14 protein-coding genes are annotated in these 17,461 nt (G+C 34.3%); 10 read left to right on the forward strand and 4 right to left on the reverse strand.

What is annotated here, in order from left to right; translation table 11 throughout:
* Positions 1-493 (reverse strand): alpha/beta fold hydrolase (locus BQ6100_RS04715; protein WP_141770176.1); only part of this gene is annotated, 493 nt, incomplete at its 3' end.
* Positions 494-668: 175 nt separating this feature from the next.
* Positions 669-926, reverse strand: coding sequence for a DUF2651 family protein (locus BQ6100_RS21965; protein WP_075980574.1), 258 nt, complete (start codon positions 924-926; stop codon positions 669-671).
* A gap of 633 nt (positions 927-1,559) precedes the next feature.
* Here BQ6100_RS21965 and BQ6100_RS04725 point away from each other — a divergent pair.
* The 6 genes from BQ6100_RS04725 (at position 1,560) to BQ6100_RS21665 (ending at position 11,978) form a co-directional block, all read left to right on the forward strand.
* On the forward strand, positions 1,560-3,086 hold the full coding sequence (locus BQ6100_RS04725; protein WP_075980575.1) for a phytoene desaturase family protein: 1,527 nt from the start codon (positions 1,560-1,562) through the stop codon (positions 3,084-3,086).
* Positions 3,087-3,404: 318 nt separating this feature from the next.
* Positions 3,405-4,184 (forward strand): SDR family oxidoreductase, encoded by a 780-nt coding sequence (locus tag BQ6100_RS04730; protein ID WP_075980576.1) that lies wholly within the window; start codon positions 3,405-3,407, stop codon positions 4,182-4,184.
* Positions 4,185-4,222: 38 nt separating this feature from the next.
* The gene (locus BQ6100_RS04735) at positions 4,223-4,756 is read left to right on the forward strand and encodes a hypothetical protein (RefSeq protein WP_075980577.1); all 534 of its coding nucleotides are present in this window, start codon (positions 4,223-4,225) and stop codon (positions 4,754-4,756) included.
* Complete coding sequence (locus BQ6100_RS04740) at positions 4,749-5,810, forward strand: alpha/beta fold hydrolase (protein WP_084780221.1); 1,062 nt, start codon at positions 4,749-4,751, stop codon at positions 5,808-5,810. Before BQ6100_RS04735 ends, BQ6100_RS04740 begins: the two co-directional genes overlap by 8 nt.
* 352 nt (positions 5,811-6,162) lie before the next feature.
* On the forward strand, positions 6,163-9,321 hold the full coding sequence (locus BQ6100_RS04745; RefSeq protein ID WP_075980578.1) for a DEAD/DEAH box helicase: 3,159 nt from the start codon (positions 6,163-6,165) through the stop codon (positions 9,319-9,321).
* Positions 9,322-10,076: 755 nt separating this feature from the next.
* The gene (locus tag BQ6100_RS21665; protein WP_075980579.1) at positions 10,077-11,978 is read left to right on the forward strand and encodes an HD-GYP domain-containing protein; all 1,902 of its coding nucleotides are present in this window, start codon (positions 10,077-10,079) and stop codon (positions 11,976-11,978) included.
* A gap of 255 nt (positions 11,979-12,233) precedes the next feature.
* Here the strand turns inward: BQ6100_RS21665 and BQ6100_RS04760 are convergent, their stop codons facing one another.
* Positions 12,234-12,434 carry a hypothetical protein gene (locus tag BQ6100_RS04760; protein WP_075980580.1) on the reverse strand — a complete coding sequence of 67 codons (201 nt, stop codon included), beginning with the start codon at positions 12,432-12,434 and terminating at the stop codon, positions 12,234-12,236.
* Positions 12,435-12,604: 170 nt separating this feature from the next.
* Between BQ6100_RS04760 and BQ6100_RS04765 the strand changes: the two genes are divergently transcribed.
* On the forward strand, positions 12,605-13,366 hold the full coding sequence (locus BQ6100_RS04765) for an SDR family oxidoreductase (RefSeq protein ID WP_075980581.1): 762 nt from the start codon (positions 12,605-12,607) through the stop codon (positions 13,364-13,366).
* A 182-nt stretch (positions 13,367-13,548) separates the two neighbouring features.
* On the opposite strand, the gene BQ6100_RS04770 is transcribed toward BQ6100_RS04765, so the two are convergent.
* The gene (locus BQ6100_RS04770) at positions 13,549-14,118 is read right to left on the reverse strand and encodes a GNAT family N-acetyltransferase (RefSeq protein WP_075980582.1); all 570 of its coding nucleotides are present in this window, start codon (positions 14,116-14,118) and stop codon (positions 13,549-13,551) included.
* Positions 14,119-15,523: 1,405 nt separating this feature from the next.
* Between BQ6100_RS04770 and BQ6100_RS04780 the strand changes: the two genes are divergently transcribed.
* The 3 genes from BQ6100_RS04780 to BQ6100_RS04790 all read left to right on the forward strand — a co-directional run bounded on the left by BQ6100_RS04780 (position 15,524) and on the right by BQ6100_RS04790 (position 17,416).
* Positions 15,524-16,024, forward strand: coding sequence for an ASCH domain-containing protein (locus tag BQ6100_RS04780; RefSeq protein ID WP_315970007.1), 501 nt, complete (start codon positions 15,524-15,526; stop codon positions 16,022-16,024).
* Positions 16,025-16,200: 176 nt separating this feature from the next.
* Complete coding sequence (locus BQ6100_RS04785) at positions 16,201-16,689, forward strand: CBO0543 family protein (protein ID WP_235816484.1); 489 nt, start codon at positions 16,201-16,203, stop codon at positions 16,687-16,689.
* Positions 16,690-16,945: 256 nt separating this feature from the next.
* Positions 16,946-17,416, forward strand: coding sequence for a GNAT family N-acetyltransferase (locus BQ6100_RS04790; protein WP_075980586.1), 471 nt, complete (start codon positions 16,946-16,948; stop codon positions 17,414-17,416).
* Positions 17,417-17,461 lie beyond the last annotated feature (45 nt).

The following is a 17,461-nucleotide window of genomic DNA, read 5'->3' on the forward strand; positions in this document are numbered from 1 at the left end:
ACATTCGACTAAATTGTTTTTTATCACTCGCATTCGTTAATGAAGTTCCCCAAGCTAAAACAGGAACCGATCCTGTCATTGCTAGCTTAACTGCGAGAGAGATCTCATTCTTTAGGACTGCATCACTCACTTCAGACATTCCACTAATTATAATTCCCCCTAAGGAACGTTCTGGTGCCCTTAGCATAAATTCCAAAACAATAGAACCACCAGTAGAATATCCGGCAATAAAGGCTTTTTTTATTTCAAGATGGTTAAAAATTTTAATGATATCTTCTACTATTAGTTGATATGTAATTGGTTTACTGGAATATGGACTTTTTCCATGTCCTCTAATATCAAAAAGAATCACCTGAAAATGCTTAGACAGTTCCTCCATTTGGTGCTCAAAATTAACTGATGTAAGTACAGGAGGGTGTATGAAAATAATAGGAATGCCAGCTCCCTTTGCATAAAAATGAATTTTACCAGTATCAACATCCAAAATTGGCATCAGATTAACACCTCGGGTAGAATTTCTTAATAGCAGTATTATTATTGTTTAGAGTTAGGGAGTGAATTATTCAAATACTGTTGTCCTTGTAAATAAACATAACGCAAAGTAGTGTGTACACAAAGCCATATGAAAAAGTGGTATTCTTACTTTCATTTTTATTAGAAGCTAAGAATCAAGCCATCGAATTACTCTTTTTAATAAGATGAGTAAAGTAGCTTGCGGCAAGAGAAATGAGGGTATAACCTACCAAAAAATCAAGAAAGAAATCATTAGTTACGATATTAAAAAATAAAATCAACACTATAAATGTAATAGCGGGAATTACCAACCACTTTTCACGCTTTACGGTGCCATAAAAGGAAGTTCCTAGGATTATTGCAGGATAAATAAATAACAGAAAGGCAAAGCTTTCACCGTATATATTGTACATTCCACCCTGTACACTTCCTTGTATAAGGAAGGCTGAGTACAAAAAAACGAACAAAAGTAATGCATATAAAAAGTTCTAAATGAAACTTTGCATTCTTTAGTCTCCTTACTAATAATAAGTATATGTTAATTGTAACCCTACAGGATAATATAGTGAAGGAGGCAGTATGATAGTGATGGAATTAAATCTAGATGATTTTGTAGGATAGAACCTGAACACCCGTATTTTTTAGAAAATTCTTTTAATTTTACTAAATTAAAAATCACCCACAGATATAGATATATCTATATTTGTGGGTAATTTTTTTTCATGAAAAGAGAGGTCTTAATTAATATATTTTTACAGTACGAAGAACCAGCGGTATCAAGATTCTAATAGAAAATAGATAAATGATTACTTTATAAGAAAAATTGTAATCGTTTATACATAAATATTTCCAAATCAGGATTGTTCAAATACACGACACAAAAGATCTAGATACATAATGTAATATAAAAACATAGATACATACAATTTTATAAACTCTTATAATGGGAGGAGCCATTCAAATTAAAAACATAATAATATTATATGAGTATACTGAAAATACAACGTTAGAGGATTTTATTATTTTATCATGGTGTGGTGAATAAGATGGAAAAATATGATTTCATCATCATTGGAGCGGGAATGGGTGGCTTGAGCGCTGCAAATTTCTTAGCAAAGTATAATAAAAAAGTTTTAGTGTTAGAAAAACATAGCCTCCCAGGTGGACTTGTAACATCATTTGCTAGAAAAGGTGTACATTTTGATTTAGGTATTCACGGTCTATATGAATTGAAAGAAAATCAGACGATACCACAGTTCTTGGAATTTTGGGGCTCTCCACAGATTGATACGGTTCCATGCAGAGGCGATATGAACTGCTATATTGATGGCAAAAAGCACGTTTTCAAGCATGGGTGCTTGAGAGAGGATTTTAAGAGGGAATTTCCAGAGAATGAAACAGATGTTGATAAACTTTTTAACATAATGGAAACAATCAATAAGGAAATGTTTTCAGGCACTGAAGCACCAGAACCACCATATGATATGAGCCTATTTCAGCTTATAAAATTTGGAATGAAATCAAGAAAACAGATGCCGATGTTTATGAAATATGGAAATAAAGATGTTAAGAGAATTTTGGATCATCTTACGAACTCAGATGTATTAAAGTCGACCATATATTCCTATTGTCCGTACCCAATGGTATTTATGGCGTTTGCTTATCAGTGGGGTGTGTTTAGTAACAACGAATATCCAAAAGCAGGCATGCAGGCTATTCCTAATTCTGCAGTCACAAGTCTAAATAGAAACGGTGGAGTATTGAAACTGAAAACGGAAGTAACTGAAATCCTTGTGAAGGATGGACATGCCTATGGTGTCAAGACAAAGACAGGAAATGAATATCAAGGAAAGATTATAAGTAATGTATCTCCGAAGTATACCTATAACTGGATTAAGACAGGGGAAAAATGGGTGAAAAAAATGCAAAAGAAAATTGCGGATAAAAAGACATTCCCTTCCGTATGTGCATTGTTTATGTCAGTGGATGATAGTTTTGATTTTAAGAATGTGGAGTGCATTAGTATTGCTGGAAGAACTGATTTTAAGAAGAAGCCAGAAGAATATACGGAAAATACTGCTCCAATCGTCATCAACATCTATCCAAAACAGGAAAGGGATAAGTATAGACCAGCTGTAGCACTGATTCCGCTTGGATATAGTTATGAAAATTACTGGAAAACAGAAAAAGGAAAAATACGTGGTAAGGCTTATGGAGAATTAAAGAAACGAGTAGAAGATACTATTTTTAATCGAATCATAAGTCATCTGGGAACTGACTTTATGAAAGCGGTTGTTTTTCGTGAATTATCTACTCCTATGACCTACGAGAGATATACCTACAGTCAAAATGGTTCCTTTATGGGATGGTCCATAGAAGAGAAGGAGTATGGAAAATATATGAAACAACAAACGGATTTAGAAGATTTATTTTTGGTTGGACAATGGGTATTCCCCGGCTTTGGCGTAGCAGGTGTAATGGCTAGTGGCTATTATCTGGCAAAAGAGATTTTAAAGGAGGAAGGGATAGATTTGAAGAAAGACTTTACGGAATATTTTAAACAAGGCTCGTGATGAGACTCAATATTCCCCCGATTTCCTAAGAAGGTAAATCGGGATTTTTTATGAAGTTTGATATTAGATTTCTAACTTTTCACCATACCAACCAAGTTTGTCCCCTTGCTAAATAGCTGCCCTCAATTATTTATCCCCTTGATATTTTGAATATAAAAGTATATTAGAATACTATGAGTAATGATGATCCCTTTAATAAAAGTAATAACCATTAAGAAAAACAGGCATAGATTAAAATACTAAATTATGCACGTATTTTTAATTCTTTCATTATACTATATTGATATATCATCACAGACGTTTTAGGGAGGTGAGTTCTTGCAACATCTAAGCCTATTTGATTTATCTGGAAAAACCGCCATTATTACCGGTGGTGGACAAGGTCTAGGAAAGCAAATGGCCACTGCACTCGCAAAAGCAGGGGCTAATATTGTTTTATGTTCTCGTAATATGGACATTTGTGAGGAGACAAGCAAAGAATTATCTAATAATTTCGGTGTGAAATGCTTGGCATTAAAATGTGATGTAACCAAAAAAGAGGAAATTCTAAGTGTGGTTGAAGAGACAATGCAAACCTTTGGGAGTATTGATATCCTCATCAATAATAGCGGTACTTCTTGGTTTGCTCCATTTATGGACATGCCAGAGGATAAGTGGGATTATGTGATGGAGGTGAACATGAAGGGTACCTTTTTATTCTCTCAGGCGGTTGCAAAAGTGATGATTGCACAAGGTAGCGGTAAGATTGTCAATATTGCCTCTGTTTTAGGACTTGGGGGAGTCCAGCCAAAAATTCTTAATACGATTGCCTATAATTCTAGTAAAGGAGCTGTAATTACCTTTACGAAGGATCTAGCAGTCAAACTCGCCAAACATCATATTCAAGTTAATGCTGTCGCTCCAGGATTTTTTCCTACAAAGATTACAAGAAGTGTTCTTGAAAAAAATCAAATGCCCTTACAAGCTCATATCCCAGCAGGAAGATTTGGTAATGACACCGATCTAATGGGACCTATCATTTTTCTATCCTCTAAAGCCTCTGACTATATGACGGGACATATTCTCATTGTAGATGGTGGTATTACTGCCTCCATTTAAGATTTATTAAACTAAAAAGAAGGAAAGGAAGTGTTACTTTGAGTGAAAATAAGAATCAGGAGACACCTGATATATATGGGAGTCTGAAAAAAGCTGGTTTCATCCTTGAACAACAGCTGAACCAATCGATACAAAACTTTTTAAGTCATGAAGAAGTAGTTAAAATGGCAGAAGTTCATTCAGAATGGCTTGGCCATAAAATGGATTTACTTCAAAAGTATGCAGAGGTGATTGGGGCCTGTTTACATTTACCAACAAAAACAGATGTGGCTAATGTGGCCAAGCTTACTACACAAGTGGAGGAAAAGCTTGATCTGTTAGAGGAGCATTTTCTGCAATTAAACGCGAATCTAAAGAAAATTTTGAAGGAGAAAGAACAAGCAGTGGTGGAAAGACTATCTAAAAAAGGCGGGCAAGAGGAGTCTGTTACTGAAGAAATCAATCAATATTTAAAAGAATTAGATCCAGAAACTCGCACGATGATCCTCAATTTATCTAAGCTCTCCTATAACTTAAAGAAAAAGTTAAATGCAGCAAAGGACAAAAAGGGTGCTAACCGAAAAGATGTCTAAAAGGCTGGACTTTCAGGAAATTGAACAAGAAATCCTGCGCTGGAAGGGCTTTGTGAGCGTGTTCCATTCAGCACCACCTGAATCCAACCTAACTCCAAGGAAAGCCATTTGGAAGAAAAATAAGCTTACACTATGGCACTACCCACCAAAACAAAAGAAATATAAGACCCCCATTGTCCTTGTTTACTCTATCGTTAATCAGCCTTTTATATTGGACTTGGCTCCAGGTGCAAGTGTGATAGAAGGCTTTGTACAGGAAGGGTATGATGTCTATTTAATTGATTTCGGTATTCCAGGTTATGAAGATAAGGATTTTACCATGAATGATTATATTACAAAGTATATCCAAAAAGGGGTACAACGGGCATTATCTCACTCTGAAGCAAAGGAAATTACCTTGATTGGATATTGTCTGGGCGGGACCTTGGCAGCTATGTATACAGGCATTGCAAAGGAACCAATTAAGAATCTAATTTTAACAGTTGCACCATTTGATTTCTCCGCCTACCCAATTTTTGACCAATGGTTTAAAGCTTTAAAGAATGAGAGATTTGATATTGAACATCTTGTAGATTCAATTGGATTGATCCCTGCACCACTAGTTGAAGCGGGTGTCCGTCTCCTGACCTCACCAATTTACTATAGTCCATATTTATCCCTATTAAACAGAGCATATGACGAAGCTTATATGAAGAGATGGCAACGGTTCAATAACTGGACAAAGAGTCACATTCCTTTTCCTGGTGCAACATTGAAACAGCTATTAAATGATTTCGTAAAAGAAAACAAGTTATTAAATGGCACATTACAAATTGAAGGAGAAAATCTTGACCTTCGCAACATTCACTCCAATTTATTAGTAATCGCATCCAAGTACGATCGACTAGTACCAGAAGCGATGGTCCAACCAATTATGGATCTAGTTTCAAGTTCGGACAAAACCTATCATGTATTAGAAGCTGGCCATGCAGGGATTTCATTGAAAGGAGGACTTCCTCCTTATTTTAAGGAGTGGATCCATATACGGTCTGACACGATTGATAACACGAAATAAGAAGGTGAGACAGGAAGGGAGGTATACCAATAATTGATCTTTTTCACATCATTCCCAAATTTCGACCACGATTCCTGGCATGGTTTTTCAAGAATTGTTTATAGGGATTTTTACAAGGTGCTGTTTGAAAATACAGACCTAAATGAATTAATAAAAAGAGGCAAGTCGAATGTGAACTAACTAAAAATAGACCTTTATTATAAATTAATTAAACCGATTTCTAACTATCTAGAAATCGGTTTTTGTTTATCTAAAGATATACAAAAACTATGTTTCTCCCCAAAAAAGCAGGATTCTCTTCTACAATAATGGAAACATTTATAAAGTAATAGTTTAACTCGAGGTGACCCCAATGCTCAAAGAAGGCCTATATGAAGAAATCATAAATCAAAAAATAAAAAAGGATTTAAGTACCTTCAACCTTAATACATACGAAATCGGCAAAGAACGAATGGATGCGGAGGAGGCCAGAAAACTTTTATCCTCCTACATATCAGCAGTTACAAGAAGAGCACTTAAATTTATTAGAGAAAAGAATGAATCTGATAATAGTCAATCAATATTGGACCAAATCAAAACATGTAATGAAATCATTTCCATTTTAAGCGAAAGATTGGACGAAGAAGAGTTTAAAACCCTGAAAATTGATGAAGAAGGTGAGGTTTTAACATCCATTTATTCAAAAATGAACTCCATCCGCTCGGTCCGAAAAGGAGAAGTGATAAGACCCGTCACGCCAATTTCACAAAGCTCTTTGTTTACAGGATCAAGTTATGAACCGAATATGCTAGGGGAGTTAAAGAAGGAAATCTTAACATCTGATTGTATTGATATGCTCGTATCCTTTATTAAATGGAGTGGACTTCGTTGTATCATAGAGGAGTTAAAGAGCTTTACTTCACACCCGGATAAAAGATTAAGAGTGATTACTACATCTTATATGGAAGCAACAGATTATAAAGCAATAATGGAATTAAGCAGGCTTCCTAATACTGAAATTAAGGTTTCTTACGATGTCGACCGTACTCGTCTTCATGCCAAGGCATATTTGTTTAAGAGAGAAACCGGATTTAGTACAGCATATATCGGTTCCTCCAATCTCTCCAATCCTGCCTTAACGTCAGGGCTTGAATGGAATATTAAAGTGACCGAGAAAGACTCCTTTGATATCGTGAAGAAATTTGAGGCAACTTTTGAAAGCTATTGGAATGATTCGGAATTTTCTACCTTTCATGAGGATAATCTTGATGATCAAGAACGATTAAAAAGAGCACTTTCAAAAGAGAAAGGTAATGAGGATTCAATTTTGCCTGTGCTTTTTGACATACGGCCTTACCACTACCAAAAGGAAATACTTGAAAAGCTGCAAGTGGAACGAGAGGTATTCGGTCGTAAGAAAAACCTTCTAGTTGCTGCCACCGGAGTTGGTAAAACGGTTATTTCTGCTTTTGATTATAAAAGATTTAGGATGTCCAACAAGAATACCGCTAAGCTATTATTTGTGGCACATCGTGAAGAAATCTTGAAACAAAGCTTGGATACCTTTCGAGTTATATTAAAGGATCCCAATTTTGGAAATTTACTTGTAGGAGACTATCAGCCTTCCTCCCTTGAACATCTATTTGTCAGCATTCAAAGCTTTAATAGCAAAGAGTTGTATAAGTTCACTTCAAGGGATTATTACGATTTTATAATCGTTGATGAGTTTCATCATGCAGCAGCTAATTCATATCAAAAGTTATTATCGCATTATCATCCTAAAATATTACTTGGACTAACGGCGACTCCTGAGAGGATGGACGGGAAAGACATTCTTTCTTTTTTCGAAGATACGATTTCGGCAGAGATGAGACTAACTGAAGCGATTAATAGAAAATTATTAAGCCCTTTCCAATATTTCTGCGTTACAGACACTGTTGATCTATCAAGCCTGAAATGGGGACGAAGGGGCTATGAAATCAAGGAATTAGAAAATGTATATACCTCCAATCGAATTCGCAGCAATCAAATTGTTAAGAGTCTTTATAAATATGTTACTGATATAGATGAAGTCAAGGGATTAGGCTTCTGTGTATCGATTGAACATGCCAAATACATGGCAGATTTCTTCAATCAAACAGGAATTCCTTCTGTAGCTCTTTACGGAAATGTTGATGGTAAAACAAGGAGAGATGCACAAGATCTCCTTACTCAAGGAATAATAAAGTTTATTTTTGTTGTGGATCTATATAATGAAGGGATTGATATTCCAGAAGTTAATACTATCCTATTCCTAAGACCTACCGAAAGCTTAACGATATTTTTACAACAACTTGGGAGAGGTTTGCGTTTAGCTGATGGGAAGGAATGTTTAACTGTTTTAGATTTTGTTGGTCAAGCACATAAAAACTATAACTTTGAGGAAAAATTCCGTGCTTTAATCGGAAAAACAAGGCATTCAACTCAATACTATGTAGAAAATGGCTTTTTTAACCTCCCTAAGGGTAGTTTTATCCAATTAGAAGAACAGGCAAAAGAGTACATCTTAAGGAATATTAGATCCAGTAGTCTTACGAAGGCTAATCTTGTGGGGAAAATGAAATATTTTGAACAGGATACGGAAAAGAAACTTACTTTAAGAAACTTTTTGAACCATTATCATCTTTCTTTATATGATTTTTATGGAAAAAATCGAAATCGGAGTTTTACTCGAATGTTAGAAGAAGCCGGTATAATTGATGATTTTCATTGGGAGAATGAAAATTTTCTCACTAGTCGCTTGCAAAATCTATTTTATTTGAATTCAAATTCGGAGCTAGAGTTTTTAATTCGATATATAAAAGATGGTACGTTTCCTAATGAAGAGGAAAGACTCATTTTGAACATGTTCTATTATTCCTTCTACAAGGCCTTTCCAGAAAAAGAAGGATACTCGAGTATTGAGACAGGGATTCAAGCTCTGTTAGAAAATCAGCATTTTAAAGAGGAGATTTTGGAAATCCTTTATTTTCAGTACGAAACACTTGATACAATGGAAATCGCAAATAAATTCCCTTTTCCATGTCCATTACGTGTTCATTGCAAATATTCAACAACTCAAGTGTTAGCTGCATTAGGGTATTACAATGAAGAAAAATCCCCAGCCTTTCGGGAGGGAGTCAAATATTTCGAGGATAAGAATTTGGATATTTTCTTTATCACTCTTAATAAATCTGAGAAGGATTTTTCACCTTCGACATTATATGAAGATTATGCTATCAACGACCGATTATTCCATTGGCAAACCCAGAGCAGAGTATCTGAAAATAGTCCGACTGCTCAACGTTATATACACCATAAAAAAAGAAACCATCATATTGCATTATTTGTACGAGAATACAGGCAGGAATATGGTCATACTGCACCATTTGTATTTTTGGGAACGGCAGAATATATGAGGCATTACGGAAACAAGCCGATGAACGTCGTTTGGAGATTGCATGAGGATATGCCTTCCTCACTAGTTCCAAGGGCAAATAAAAATATTTTATAAATTGAAAATGGCTTGGAAATGGTCGGATAGATCTCTTCCGACGTTTATACTAGAAGGATTTACAGTCTTGAAGCAAAAATGAGGAGTCAGACAACCGAAATGGTCCCTGACTCCTTTCCCTCATTTTTCCCATAATTAATTGTTCCACTGTAGGAACATCCGCTGGAGCCCACTTCAGAGAATTAAGGTTCTCTCTTTTCAACCACACCACCTTTGAATGTTCCCTTGCTGAAGGATTACCCTCAATAATTTTACATTTAATTGTAATTAAGTTAACTGTAACTGTATCATACTCGTGTGTATTATCAACAAACACCTCTTTGGAAGTCTCAATTTCCCGAATAATGTAATAATTTGTCTAATAATTTATTTGCAGCCTATGATTCGACGACCCAAATGTCGAAATTTGTATTTATTTTTTCTGAAAAAATAAGGTAGTATTAAAAAAACTAGATATTCAAATAAGGTNAATAATGTAATAATTTGTCTAATAATTTATTTGCAGCCTATGATTCGACGACCCAAATGTCGAAATTTGTATTTATTTTTTCTGAAAAAATAAGGTAGTATTAAAAAAACTAGATATTCAAATAAGGTAAATTTACACGTGAAAATGATCGCTATATAGTTTTCAAATCTACCACAACATGAGAAGTACACAGGAGAAAAGGTGTGCTTTTTCTTTTTCGGGATAAAGCACCTAATCTACCACAATAGGCTGACTAATTGATTGGATGATGGAAAGGGTTTTCATTATGCGAAATCGTAAGTTTTTATACATATCGATTATCATTCCAGTGATAATCCTTGCTGTCATAGCGGGGTGCTCTTCTTTTTCGAATAATAATCATGAATTACCTGTAGCTCAAGAAGGGAAGATGGACGTTACAAAATGGAATTTCGAAGAACAAGGCAATATTAGATTAGATGGACAGTGGGAATTTTATTCGGATAAGCTTGTGGAACCGCATCAATTCGAGGCTATAACAAATAACAAGGCCCTTCTGCAAGTTCCCAAGACATGGAATGACCAGAAATTGGGGAGTAGAGAACTTGATGGGCAGGGCTTTGGAACATATAGATTACTAATTAAGTTCAATGAAAGTGATTTACATACGGAAAAAGCTCTTTTTATCTTAAATACATACACAGCAAATAAAGTTTGGATTGACGGGAAGCTTGTAGATGAAAAGGGCAAGGTGGGGACTTCTAAAGATAACAGTGACCCTCATTTTGAATATGAAACCATTGAGTTTACGCCAAGTTTTTCTACAACTGAAATCGTGATTCAAGTATCTAATTTTGATCATGATAAAGGCGGATTAACGAACAATATTTTACTAGGGAATGAGCATTCCATCGACCAGTATTTGGATCTTAGGCAGGGATTCGAAGGGTTTGTTATCGGTGGGTTGGCATTGATGGGCATGTACCATTTAGCCCTTTATACAACAAGAAGAGAAGACCCCACTTCATTATTTTTCGGTTTATCAAGCCTAGTTTTCTTCCTTTATGAGTTTTTTGGAAGCACCTATGAAATTATCTTCGATTACTTTATGGATTGGTCAACTGTACTGAGAATAGATTATCTGATTGTGTATTTCATTCCACCAATCTTTTTGCTTTATGTTCGATCGCTTTATCCTAAAGAAACTAGCAAAATTGCAGTCTGGTTAGCATTTTTGATGTTATTTTTCTATGGTGGTGTTACAGTAACAACCTCTACGGTAACTTTCACTAAATTTATGCCATCGTATAATTTTGTTTTATTGGCATTTATCGTTTATCTTCTTTATGTATTTATCATGGCTTTAATTCGTAAAAGAATGGGTGCTACGCTTATATTAATCATGTTCTTTATTTTTGTGCTGGCATCCATTTCAGATATGTTTTATTATTTTAATCATTATTTATTTGAAATGAAAATTGCTTCACTTGGCTTTCTCTTCTTTCTGGGTGCACATTCATTTGTTTTATCCTTGAGATATGCCAGAGCTTTTAGAGATGTGGAAGACTTAACAAAGGAAATTGAAATCACTCAGAAGGAAATCATCTATACTCTAGGAGAAATAGTAGAGGTCCGCTCGAATGAAACAGGGAATCATGTAAAAAGGGTGGCAGAATATTCTCAGCTCCTTGCTTCTAAATGTGGTTTATCGAAAAAGGAGATTGAACTTATTAAACTCGCTTCACCGATGCATGATATTGGCAAAGTAGGAATTCCTGACTCCATTTTGAATAAACCTGGAAAACTAACATTACAGGAATTTGAAATAATTAAAACTCATACGTCCTTAGGCTATGAAATGATTAAGCATTCCCATCGAGAAATTCTGCAATGCGCGGCAGAAATCGCCTTAACCCATCATGAGAAATGGAATGGAAAAGGTTATCCTAATGGTCTGATGGGTGAAGAAATCCCAATAACAGGAAGGATTACGGCTGTTGCAGATGTGTTTGATGCACTAGGGAGCAATCGTGTCTATAAAGACGCTTGGGATTTAGAAGATATTTTGGATTATTTTCAAAGTGAGCGGGGAGGTCATTTTGATCCAAGAATGGTGGATATTTTGTTCGAGAATCTGGATCAATTTCTACTAATAAAGGAACGCTATTCAGATCCCCCAAGACAACACGATAAACCGAATATTTCATAGACAAGTTCTTTTAAGAGCCAGGGGATATTAATCTCTGGCTCTTATTGGTTTGAATAGAAATTTTGATCGAAGGAAAGCAGAATGAAAAGAGAAAAAAGTATATTAAAAAAAGTAAAAGCCTCTCACATGAAGAGGTCATTTTTTAATAAATTAATATTTGCTGGAATCACTTTTACCAGCAAAATTATGAATGCCAATACAATTTCGAGTGTGCACATGTTGGTGGAGATACCGATTTATTATTTAATCAAAATACTATTCTTTCTTACTCCTTGATTTATCCTTGTCATCCTCTTCAATAGGCATTTTCATCCCAGTAAAAGGATTTAACTCATAAGTCATATCTCTTTTATGTTCTTTTTCTGTTTTGCTAACATTCTTACTTAAAGCAATAAAGTAAAATATAAAAGGTAAAAATACTACTAGAAGAATAAGCCTAACAACCCATTCATTCATAAATATCATTCCGTTCTATTGGAATTTATGACAAAACATTATGTATTATATAATTATTTTAACATAAAATTATGATTAAGTTTTCTTGCTTTTTAAAGAAAGTCAAGGGAGTTTTATTGAATAAAGCAAGAGCTTGTAAAAAAGAATGGCGGACTAGGAAGAGGGAAATAATGAAACTAACAGGAAATACAATATTTATTACCGGCGGAGGATCAGGAATCGGGTTTGCATTTGCCGAGAGGTTCATAAAATTAGGCAATAAAGTCATCGTTTGCGGTAGAAACGAAAAAAAGCTCCAGGAAGCCCAGGAAAAATATTCTGAACTAATTACATGCATTTGTAATGTCACTAAGGAAATTGATCGAATTACTTTATTCAACTGGATAACAAGTGAGCACCCCGATGTGAATGTGCTTATAAACAACGCAGGCATTCAACAACGCTATCATGTTCTTAATACGAACCTAAAGGAAGATTGGAGCTATTACAGTCAGGAGATAGCATCAAATATCGAGGCACCATTTCATTTTTCCATGCTATTTGCACCATACTTTGCCAACAAAGACTATGCGGCTATCCTTAATGTATCATCCGGATTAGCCTTTACCCCAATGGCCATAGCGCCGATTTATTCTGCAACGAAAGCGGCGGTGCATTCATTCACCATGAGCTTACGGCACCAGCTTGAAGATACAGCCATTGAAGTGGTCGAAATAGCGCCGCCTGCAGTGAATACCGATTTAGGCGGAGTAGGTCTGCATACATTTGGCACCCCTGTAGATGAATTTGCAGATGCAGTATTTAAGGGTCTTAAAGCAGGAAAAAGAGAAATTGGCTATGCCCGTGCCGAAAAGGCGATGAGGATGTCCCGAGATGAAATGGATGAGTCAGTAAAGGCGATGTACGATAGTATGAAAAACACAATTCTATAATGATTATAAGAGCTATCCTTATGGCTAGCTCTTTATCGTTGACTTTTTAATAGAAATGAGTTGAGATTAGGTGTAATCACGGAAAAGCATTATACTTTTCAAAAAAATTCTTTTCTTTTGGGCTACTTAACTCTTCATATTCTTATGATATTTTCAAGGCCGTTATTATCTGGAAATTCATTTCATACCTTTAAATGGTTTGATGAATTATTTTCACTCCACTCACTAGCTAAAATCCCGTAAACGATGTGGTCAACGTAGCGATTATATAGCCATTCTGCTTTCCTAATACTCCCTTCATTTACAAAGCCTAATTTTTCTGGCAATCTCCTGCTTTTTATATTCCCTACGGCAGCTCGAATTTCGACTTTATTTAATTTTAAATCATTAAAAGCATAGTTGGTCAGTGCTTTAACTACTTTAGTCATAATCCCTTTTCCTTGATATTCTTGACCAAGCCAATATCCAATATATGCGGTCTTATTGGACCAATTAATACTATTGAAGCCTGCTATCCCTATAATTTCTTCATTGAATAAAATAACAGTACTCAAACTATTATTTTCTACATAGCCTTTTAAACATCCTCGGATAAAGTCCTTTGTATCTTCCAGATTATTAGTAAAGTCAAGCCAAGGCAACCATTCTTTTAAATAATTTCTTGATTTGTCTGTAATTGCAAATACTCTTTCAGCATCATGTAATTCAATTAATTTTAACGAAATATTCTCATCAATTTTATGTATGAACATAACCAATCCTCCATTTAGTTTTTTGATTTAATATTACTATAAAACTAATCAATAATCGGAGCTTCGGCATCCAATTATTTTTTTGTAAAAAGTCCGATTTTAGTAATATTAATATAATGAAAAATAAGAAATAGACTCATGTTCCGTTTTTTTCAGGGAAGGGAGAAACAGTTCTCATACCTGTCCGACAATTTTCGTATTTTCAAAAAAGAGTATGAGAGATAGATCTTTGGGCTTGAAAGGAGTTTTGTCCTTCGAAGTGAGGATGAAAGAACGTTTGCTTGATTCTCCAACGTTTTTTGTCCTTCATAAACAAAATGAAAGTCAGCTCTTCGACTCCTCCTACCAATTTTGTCTCTCATTAAACTATGAAAGACCATTCTCAGCTAAATATTCCGTTTTATCTCATGAATATTGGACACAATAACAATTATTGGAAATATATAATATGAGGTGATAATTCTTTGAAATCCAAAAGGCACTCTTTATTTAATTTATGTATCATTATGTTCCCTTGGATGACGTTGTTATTTATAGGAAAACGTCATTTTCAACGCTTTTCGATAGCAGGAATATTTATTGTTATATTTGAGATAATCAATCATTTATATGGACATAAGAGAAAATGGTGGAGGTTTTACGAAAAGCGAAGATCATTTTTGAGGGATGAACTTCCTTTTAGCATTGGACCATATATGCCTCTATCTATGTGGTTCCTTAAATACTCGTTTGGGAACTTTAAAAAATATATCATCCTAAATCTAATTGCAGATGGGCTCTTTGCTTTTCTTTTCATTGATATTTTAAAAAAAATGAAAATAATCAGGCTAAATCGGCTAAATCATATTCAATTTTTTATTTACTTACACTATAAAGCCTATTTATTATACGGGGTGCAGTATTTGGTTGAGAAATTTAGAAGAGTGTATTGAGATCCGGATTATACCAAATTTCTCAAAATGCTAAGGAAGAAACATGAAGGCGTATAAACTCTTTTCAAGTATTGATTCGATGTATCTAAAAAAGAATATAACTTTTGAACACGTATTTTTTGATAAAATACATGTTCACTTAAAAGAAGAAATGAACTAATCGAGATGTTTTATATAATATGTTGGTGCATTTTTGCCATTATTTTTGAGCTTATATTTTTATGGAGTGGAACATTTTATTATAACGGTTGGAAATTATGGTATTCTGCTATGATCTATCCTGGACTATATTTGATTCTGAATTGGTTTCATAAATATACTTGCTATCTACTTAAGCGAAAAGAGGATTGATAAAGATTGAAAATTTTTTACTTGGGAACGAATGTATTACGATGAGGGGATTCGTTTTTTAATCAATCTGTTGCGTTACTCCAAAATGGAGAACGCTTCTTTTTGGTACAGTTTTTAACTAAATGTTACAATTTACATATCTAATAGAGAGAAGGTTGATAGATATGAACCAAGCTTCCATTAACCAAATTTGGGATGACTACCTGAAAATCAACCCAAATGCACCAACTGAATACAAGGCGTGGGCATTTGGCGGATCAAATGAAATAGCTAATCTGCTAGCTAAGTTAGTATTAGAAGGGAAGAAAACAGCAACAGCATCAAATTATATTTTATATGAGCTTGAAAATGAGGAATTACCTTTTGCTGGTCTTATCAATATAATACTCGACGGAGAAGGAAATGCTGTTGCTATTGCTGAAACTACATCAGTTGAGGTTGTTCCATTTGATGAAGTAACCGAGGAACACGCATATTTAGAAGGTGAAGGTGACCGTTCATTAAAGCGGTGGAGAGAAATTCATGAAGCCTTTTTTAAAAATGAATTTAATAGAATTAATCAAGAATTTCATTACAAAATGCCTGTTGTTTGTGAAAGGTTTAAAGTCGTATTTAAGAAATAAAGGTATTGTCAACAACCTTCAACTAACGAAACGCAGATCAAGTTTGCATAGACTTTTGACGTATACCATAATTGTGGTTCCTGAGATACAAGTATTTAATTAATAATAATTATTCCTTATGGGAAGTATAGGATTATACTTTCTAAAGGAATGAAAATATGTATATTTTTATAAACATGTTTTATTTAATAGCGGGGATGATTTGGGGTGACTGGAGAAATTGGAAGAAGTATTATCCAACCATCTTATTCCTAATAATTGGAGATTTTTTATATAATTTTTTACTATACAAAAAATCGATGTGGATTTTCCATGACTTAATCCTTCCTAACCACACGATTATTACACTTGTAGCTATGGTATTTTCCTATGTAGTTACTGTATTAATCTACCTTGGAAGGTTTCCTAAAGGATGGAAAAAAAGTACCTTATGGTTTTTATTGTGGTTTGGCATCTATCTGATAACGGAATATGCCAATTATAAGTTTGGGTTTATTACATACCATAATGGCTGGAATTTTGGATGGTCAGTCTTTTTTACAGGTATCATCTTTTTTATTTTACCAATACATCATAAACAGCCTCTGATAGCATGGTTAATATCCTTAATTATTATTTTATCTTTGCTAGCAATATTTAGAGTGGAATTAAGTGATATGAAGTGAATAGAAAGATCCGTTAATAATAGGTTTTTGATAGGTAAATTACGAAAAAATGACGTTTGGGTTGGATAGTAGACCCAAGCGTTTTTGTTTTTCATTTATATTGTAATTGAGGGAAATAAAATATATAAAAAAGTAATCGTAATATTTTCAAAATAATGTATAATATCCCTATTATTTTATTTTTTCACCAATTATTAATTTATGGATTGAACATAGCAATTAGCAATCATTGTTTCTGAAAAAAGGAGATTCTAAAATGCAATTACACTTTTATGAAGTGAAATTTAAAGGGTTAGTCGAGGATTATCAGTTATCGGAAGAACAACTATATTTTACAGGTATGCCAATGGATTGTATTAAACAATCAATAAAGGATCCTGATCGCTATTCAGTCTTAACAATAGAAGAAGAGAAACTAGTTACCTTTTTCGATCTACATAAAAACGAAGGGGCAAAGCCCTATTCTAAAAATACAAATTCGATTTTATTACGAGCGTTTTCTACAGATTTCCGTCACCAAGGAAAGGGGTATGCAAAGAATGCTTTAACGCTCCTGCCTGATTTTGTGAAAGAACATTTTAGAGAGATGAATGAAATTGTATTAGCAGTAAACGTACGGAATGAAGCAGCACAAGTCTTGTATAAAAAATGTGGTTTTATCGATGAAGGAGCTAGAAAAATAGGAATGAAGGGCGAGCAAATCGTAATGAGCTACTATATCAAATGATGGTTAGAGAGGCCAGCAATCAATTCCTCTTAATAATTATAAGAA

Source organism: Bacillus massilinigeriensis (assembly GCF_900117315.1).
In the GTDB taxonomy this organism is placed as follows: domain Bacteria; phylum Bacillota; class Bacilli; order Bacillales; family Cytobacillaceae; genus Bacillus_BE; species Bacillus_BE massilionigeriensis.

What these genes read in the sequence shown, in the direction of transcription:
- BQ6100_RS04740 (WP_084780221.1), top strand. Translation starts at nt 4,749, where the DNA reads ATGTCTAAAAGGCTGGACTTTCAGGAAATTGAACAAGAAATCCTGCGC.
- BQ6100_RS04790 (WP_075980586.1), top strand. Translation starts at nt 16,946, where the DNA reads ATGCAATTACACTTTTATGAAGTGAAATTTAAAGGGTTAGTCGAGGAT.
- BQ6100_RS04725 (WP_075980575.1), top strand. Translation starts at nt 1,560, where the DNA reads ATGGAAAAATATGATTTCATCATCATTGGAGCGGGAATGGGTGGCTTG.
- BQ6100_RS04780 (WP_315970007.1), top strand. Translation starts at nt 15,524, where the DNA reads ATGTTACAATTTACATATCTAATAGAGAGAAGGTTGATAGATATGAAC.
- BQ6100_RS04770 (WP_075980582.1), bottom strand. Translation starts at nt 14,118, where the DNA reads ATGTTCATACATAAAATTGATGAGAATATTTCGTTAAAATTAATTGAA.
- BQ6100_RS21665 (WP_075980579.1), top strand. Translation starts at nt 10,077, where the DNA reads ATGCGAAATCGTAAGTTTTTATACATATCGATTATCATTCCAGTGATA.
- BQ6100_RS04785 (WP_235816484.1), top strand. Translation starts at nt 16,201, where the DNA reads ATGTTTTATTTAATAGCGGGGATGATTTGGGGTGACTGGAGAAATTGG.
- BQ6100_RS04745 (WP_075980578.1), top strand. Translation starts at nt 6,163, where the DNA reads ATGCTCAAAGAAGGCCTATATGAAGAAATCATAAATCAAAAAATAAAA.
- BQ6100_RS21965 (WP_075980574.1), bottom strand. Translation starts at nt 926, where the DNA reads ATGTACAATATATACGGTGAAAGCTTTGCCTTTCTGTTATTTATTTAT.
- BQ6100_RS04760 (WP_075980580.1), bottom strand. Translation starts at nt 12,434, where the DNA reads ATGAATGAATGGGTTGTTAGGCTTATTCTTCTAGTAGTATTTTTACCT.
- BQ6100_RS04765 (WP_075980581.1), top strand. Translation starts at nt 12,605, where the DNA reads ATGAAACTAACAGGAAATACAATATTTATTACCGGCGGAGGATCAGGA.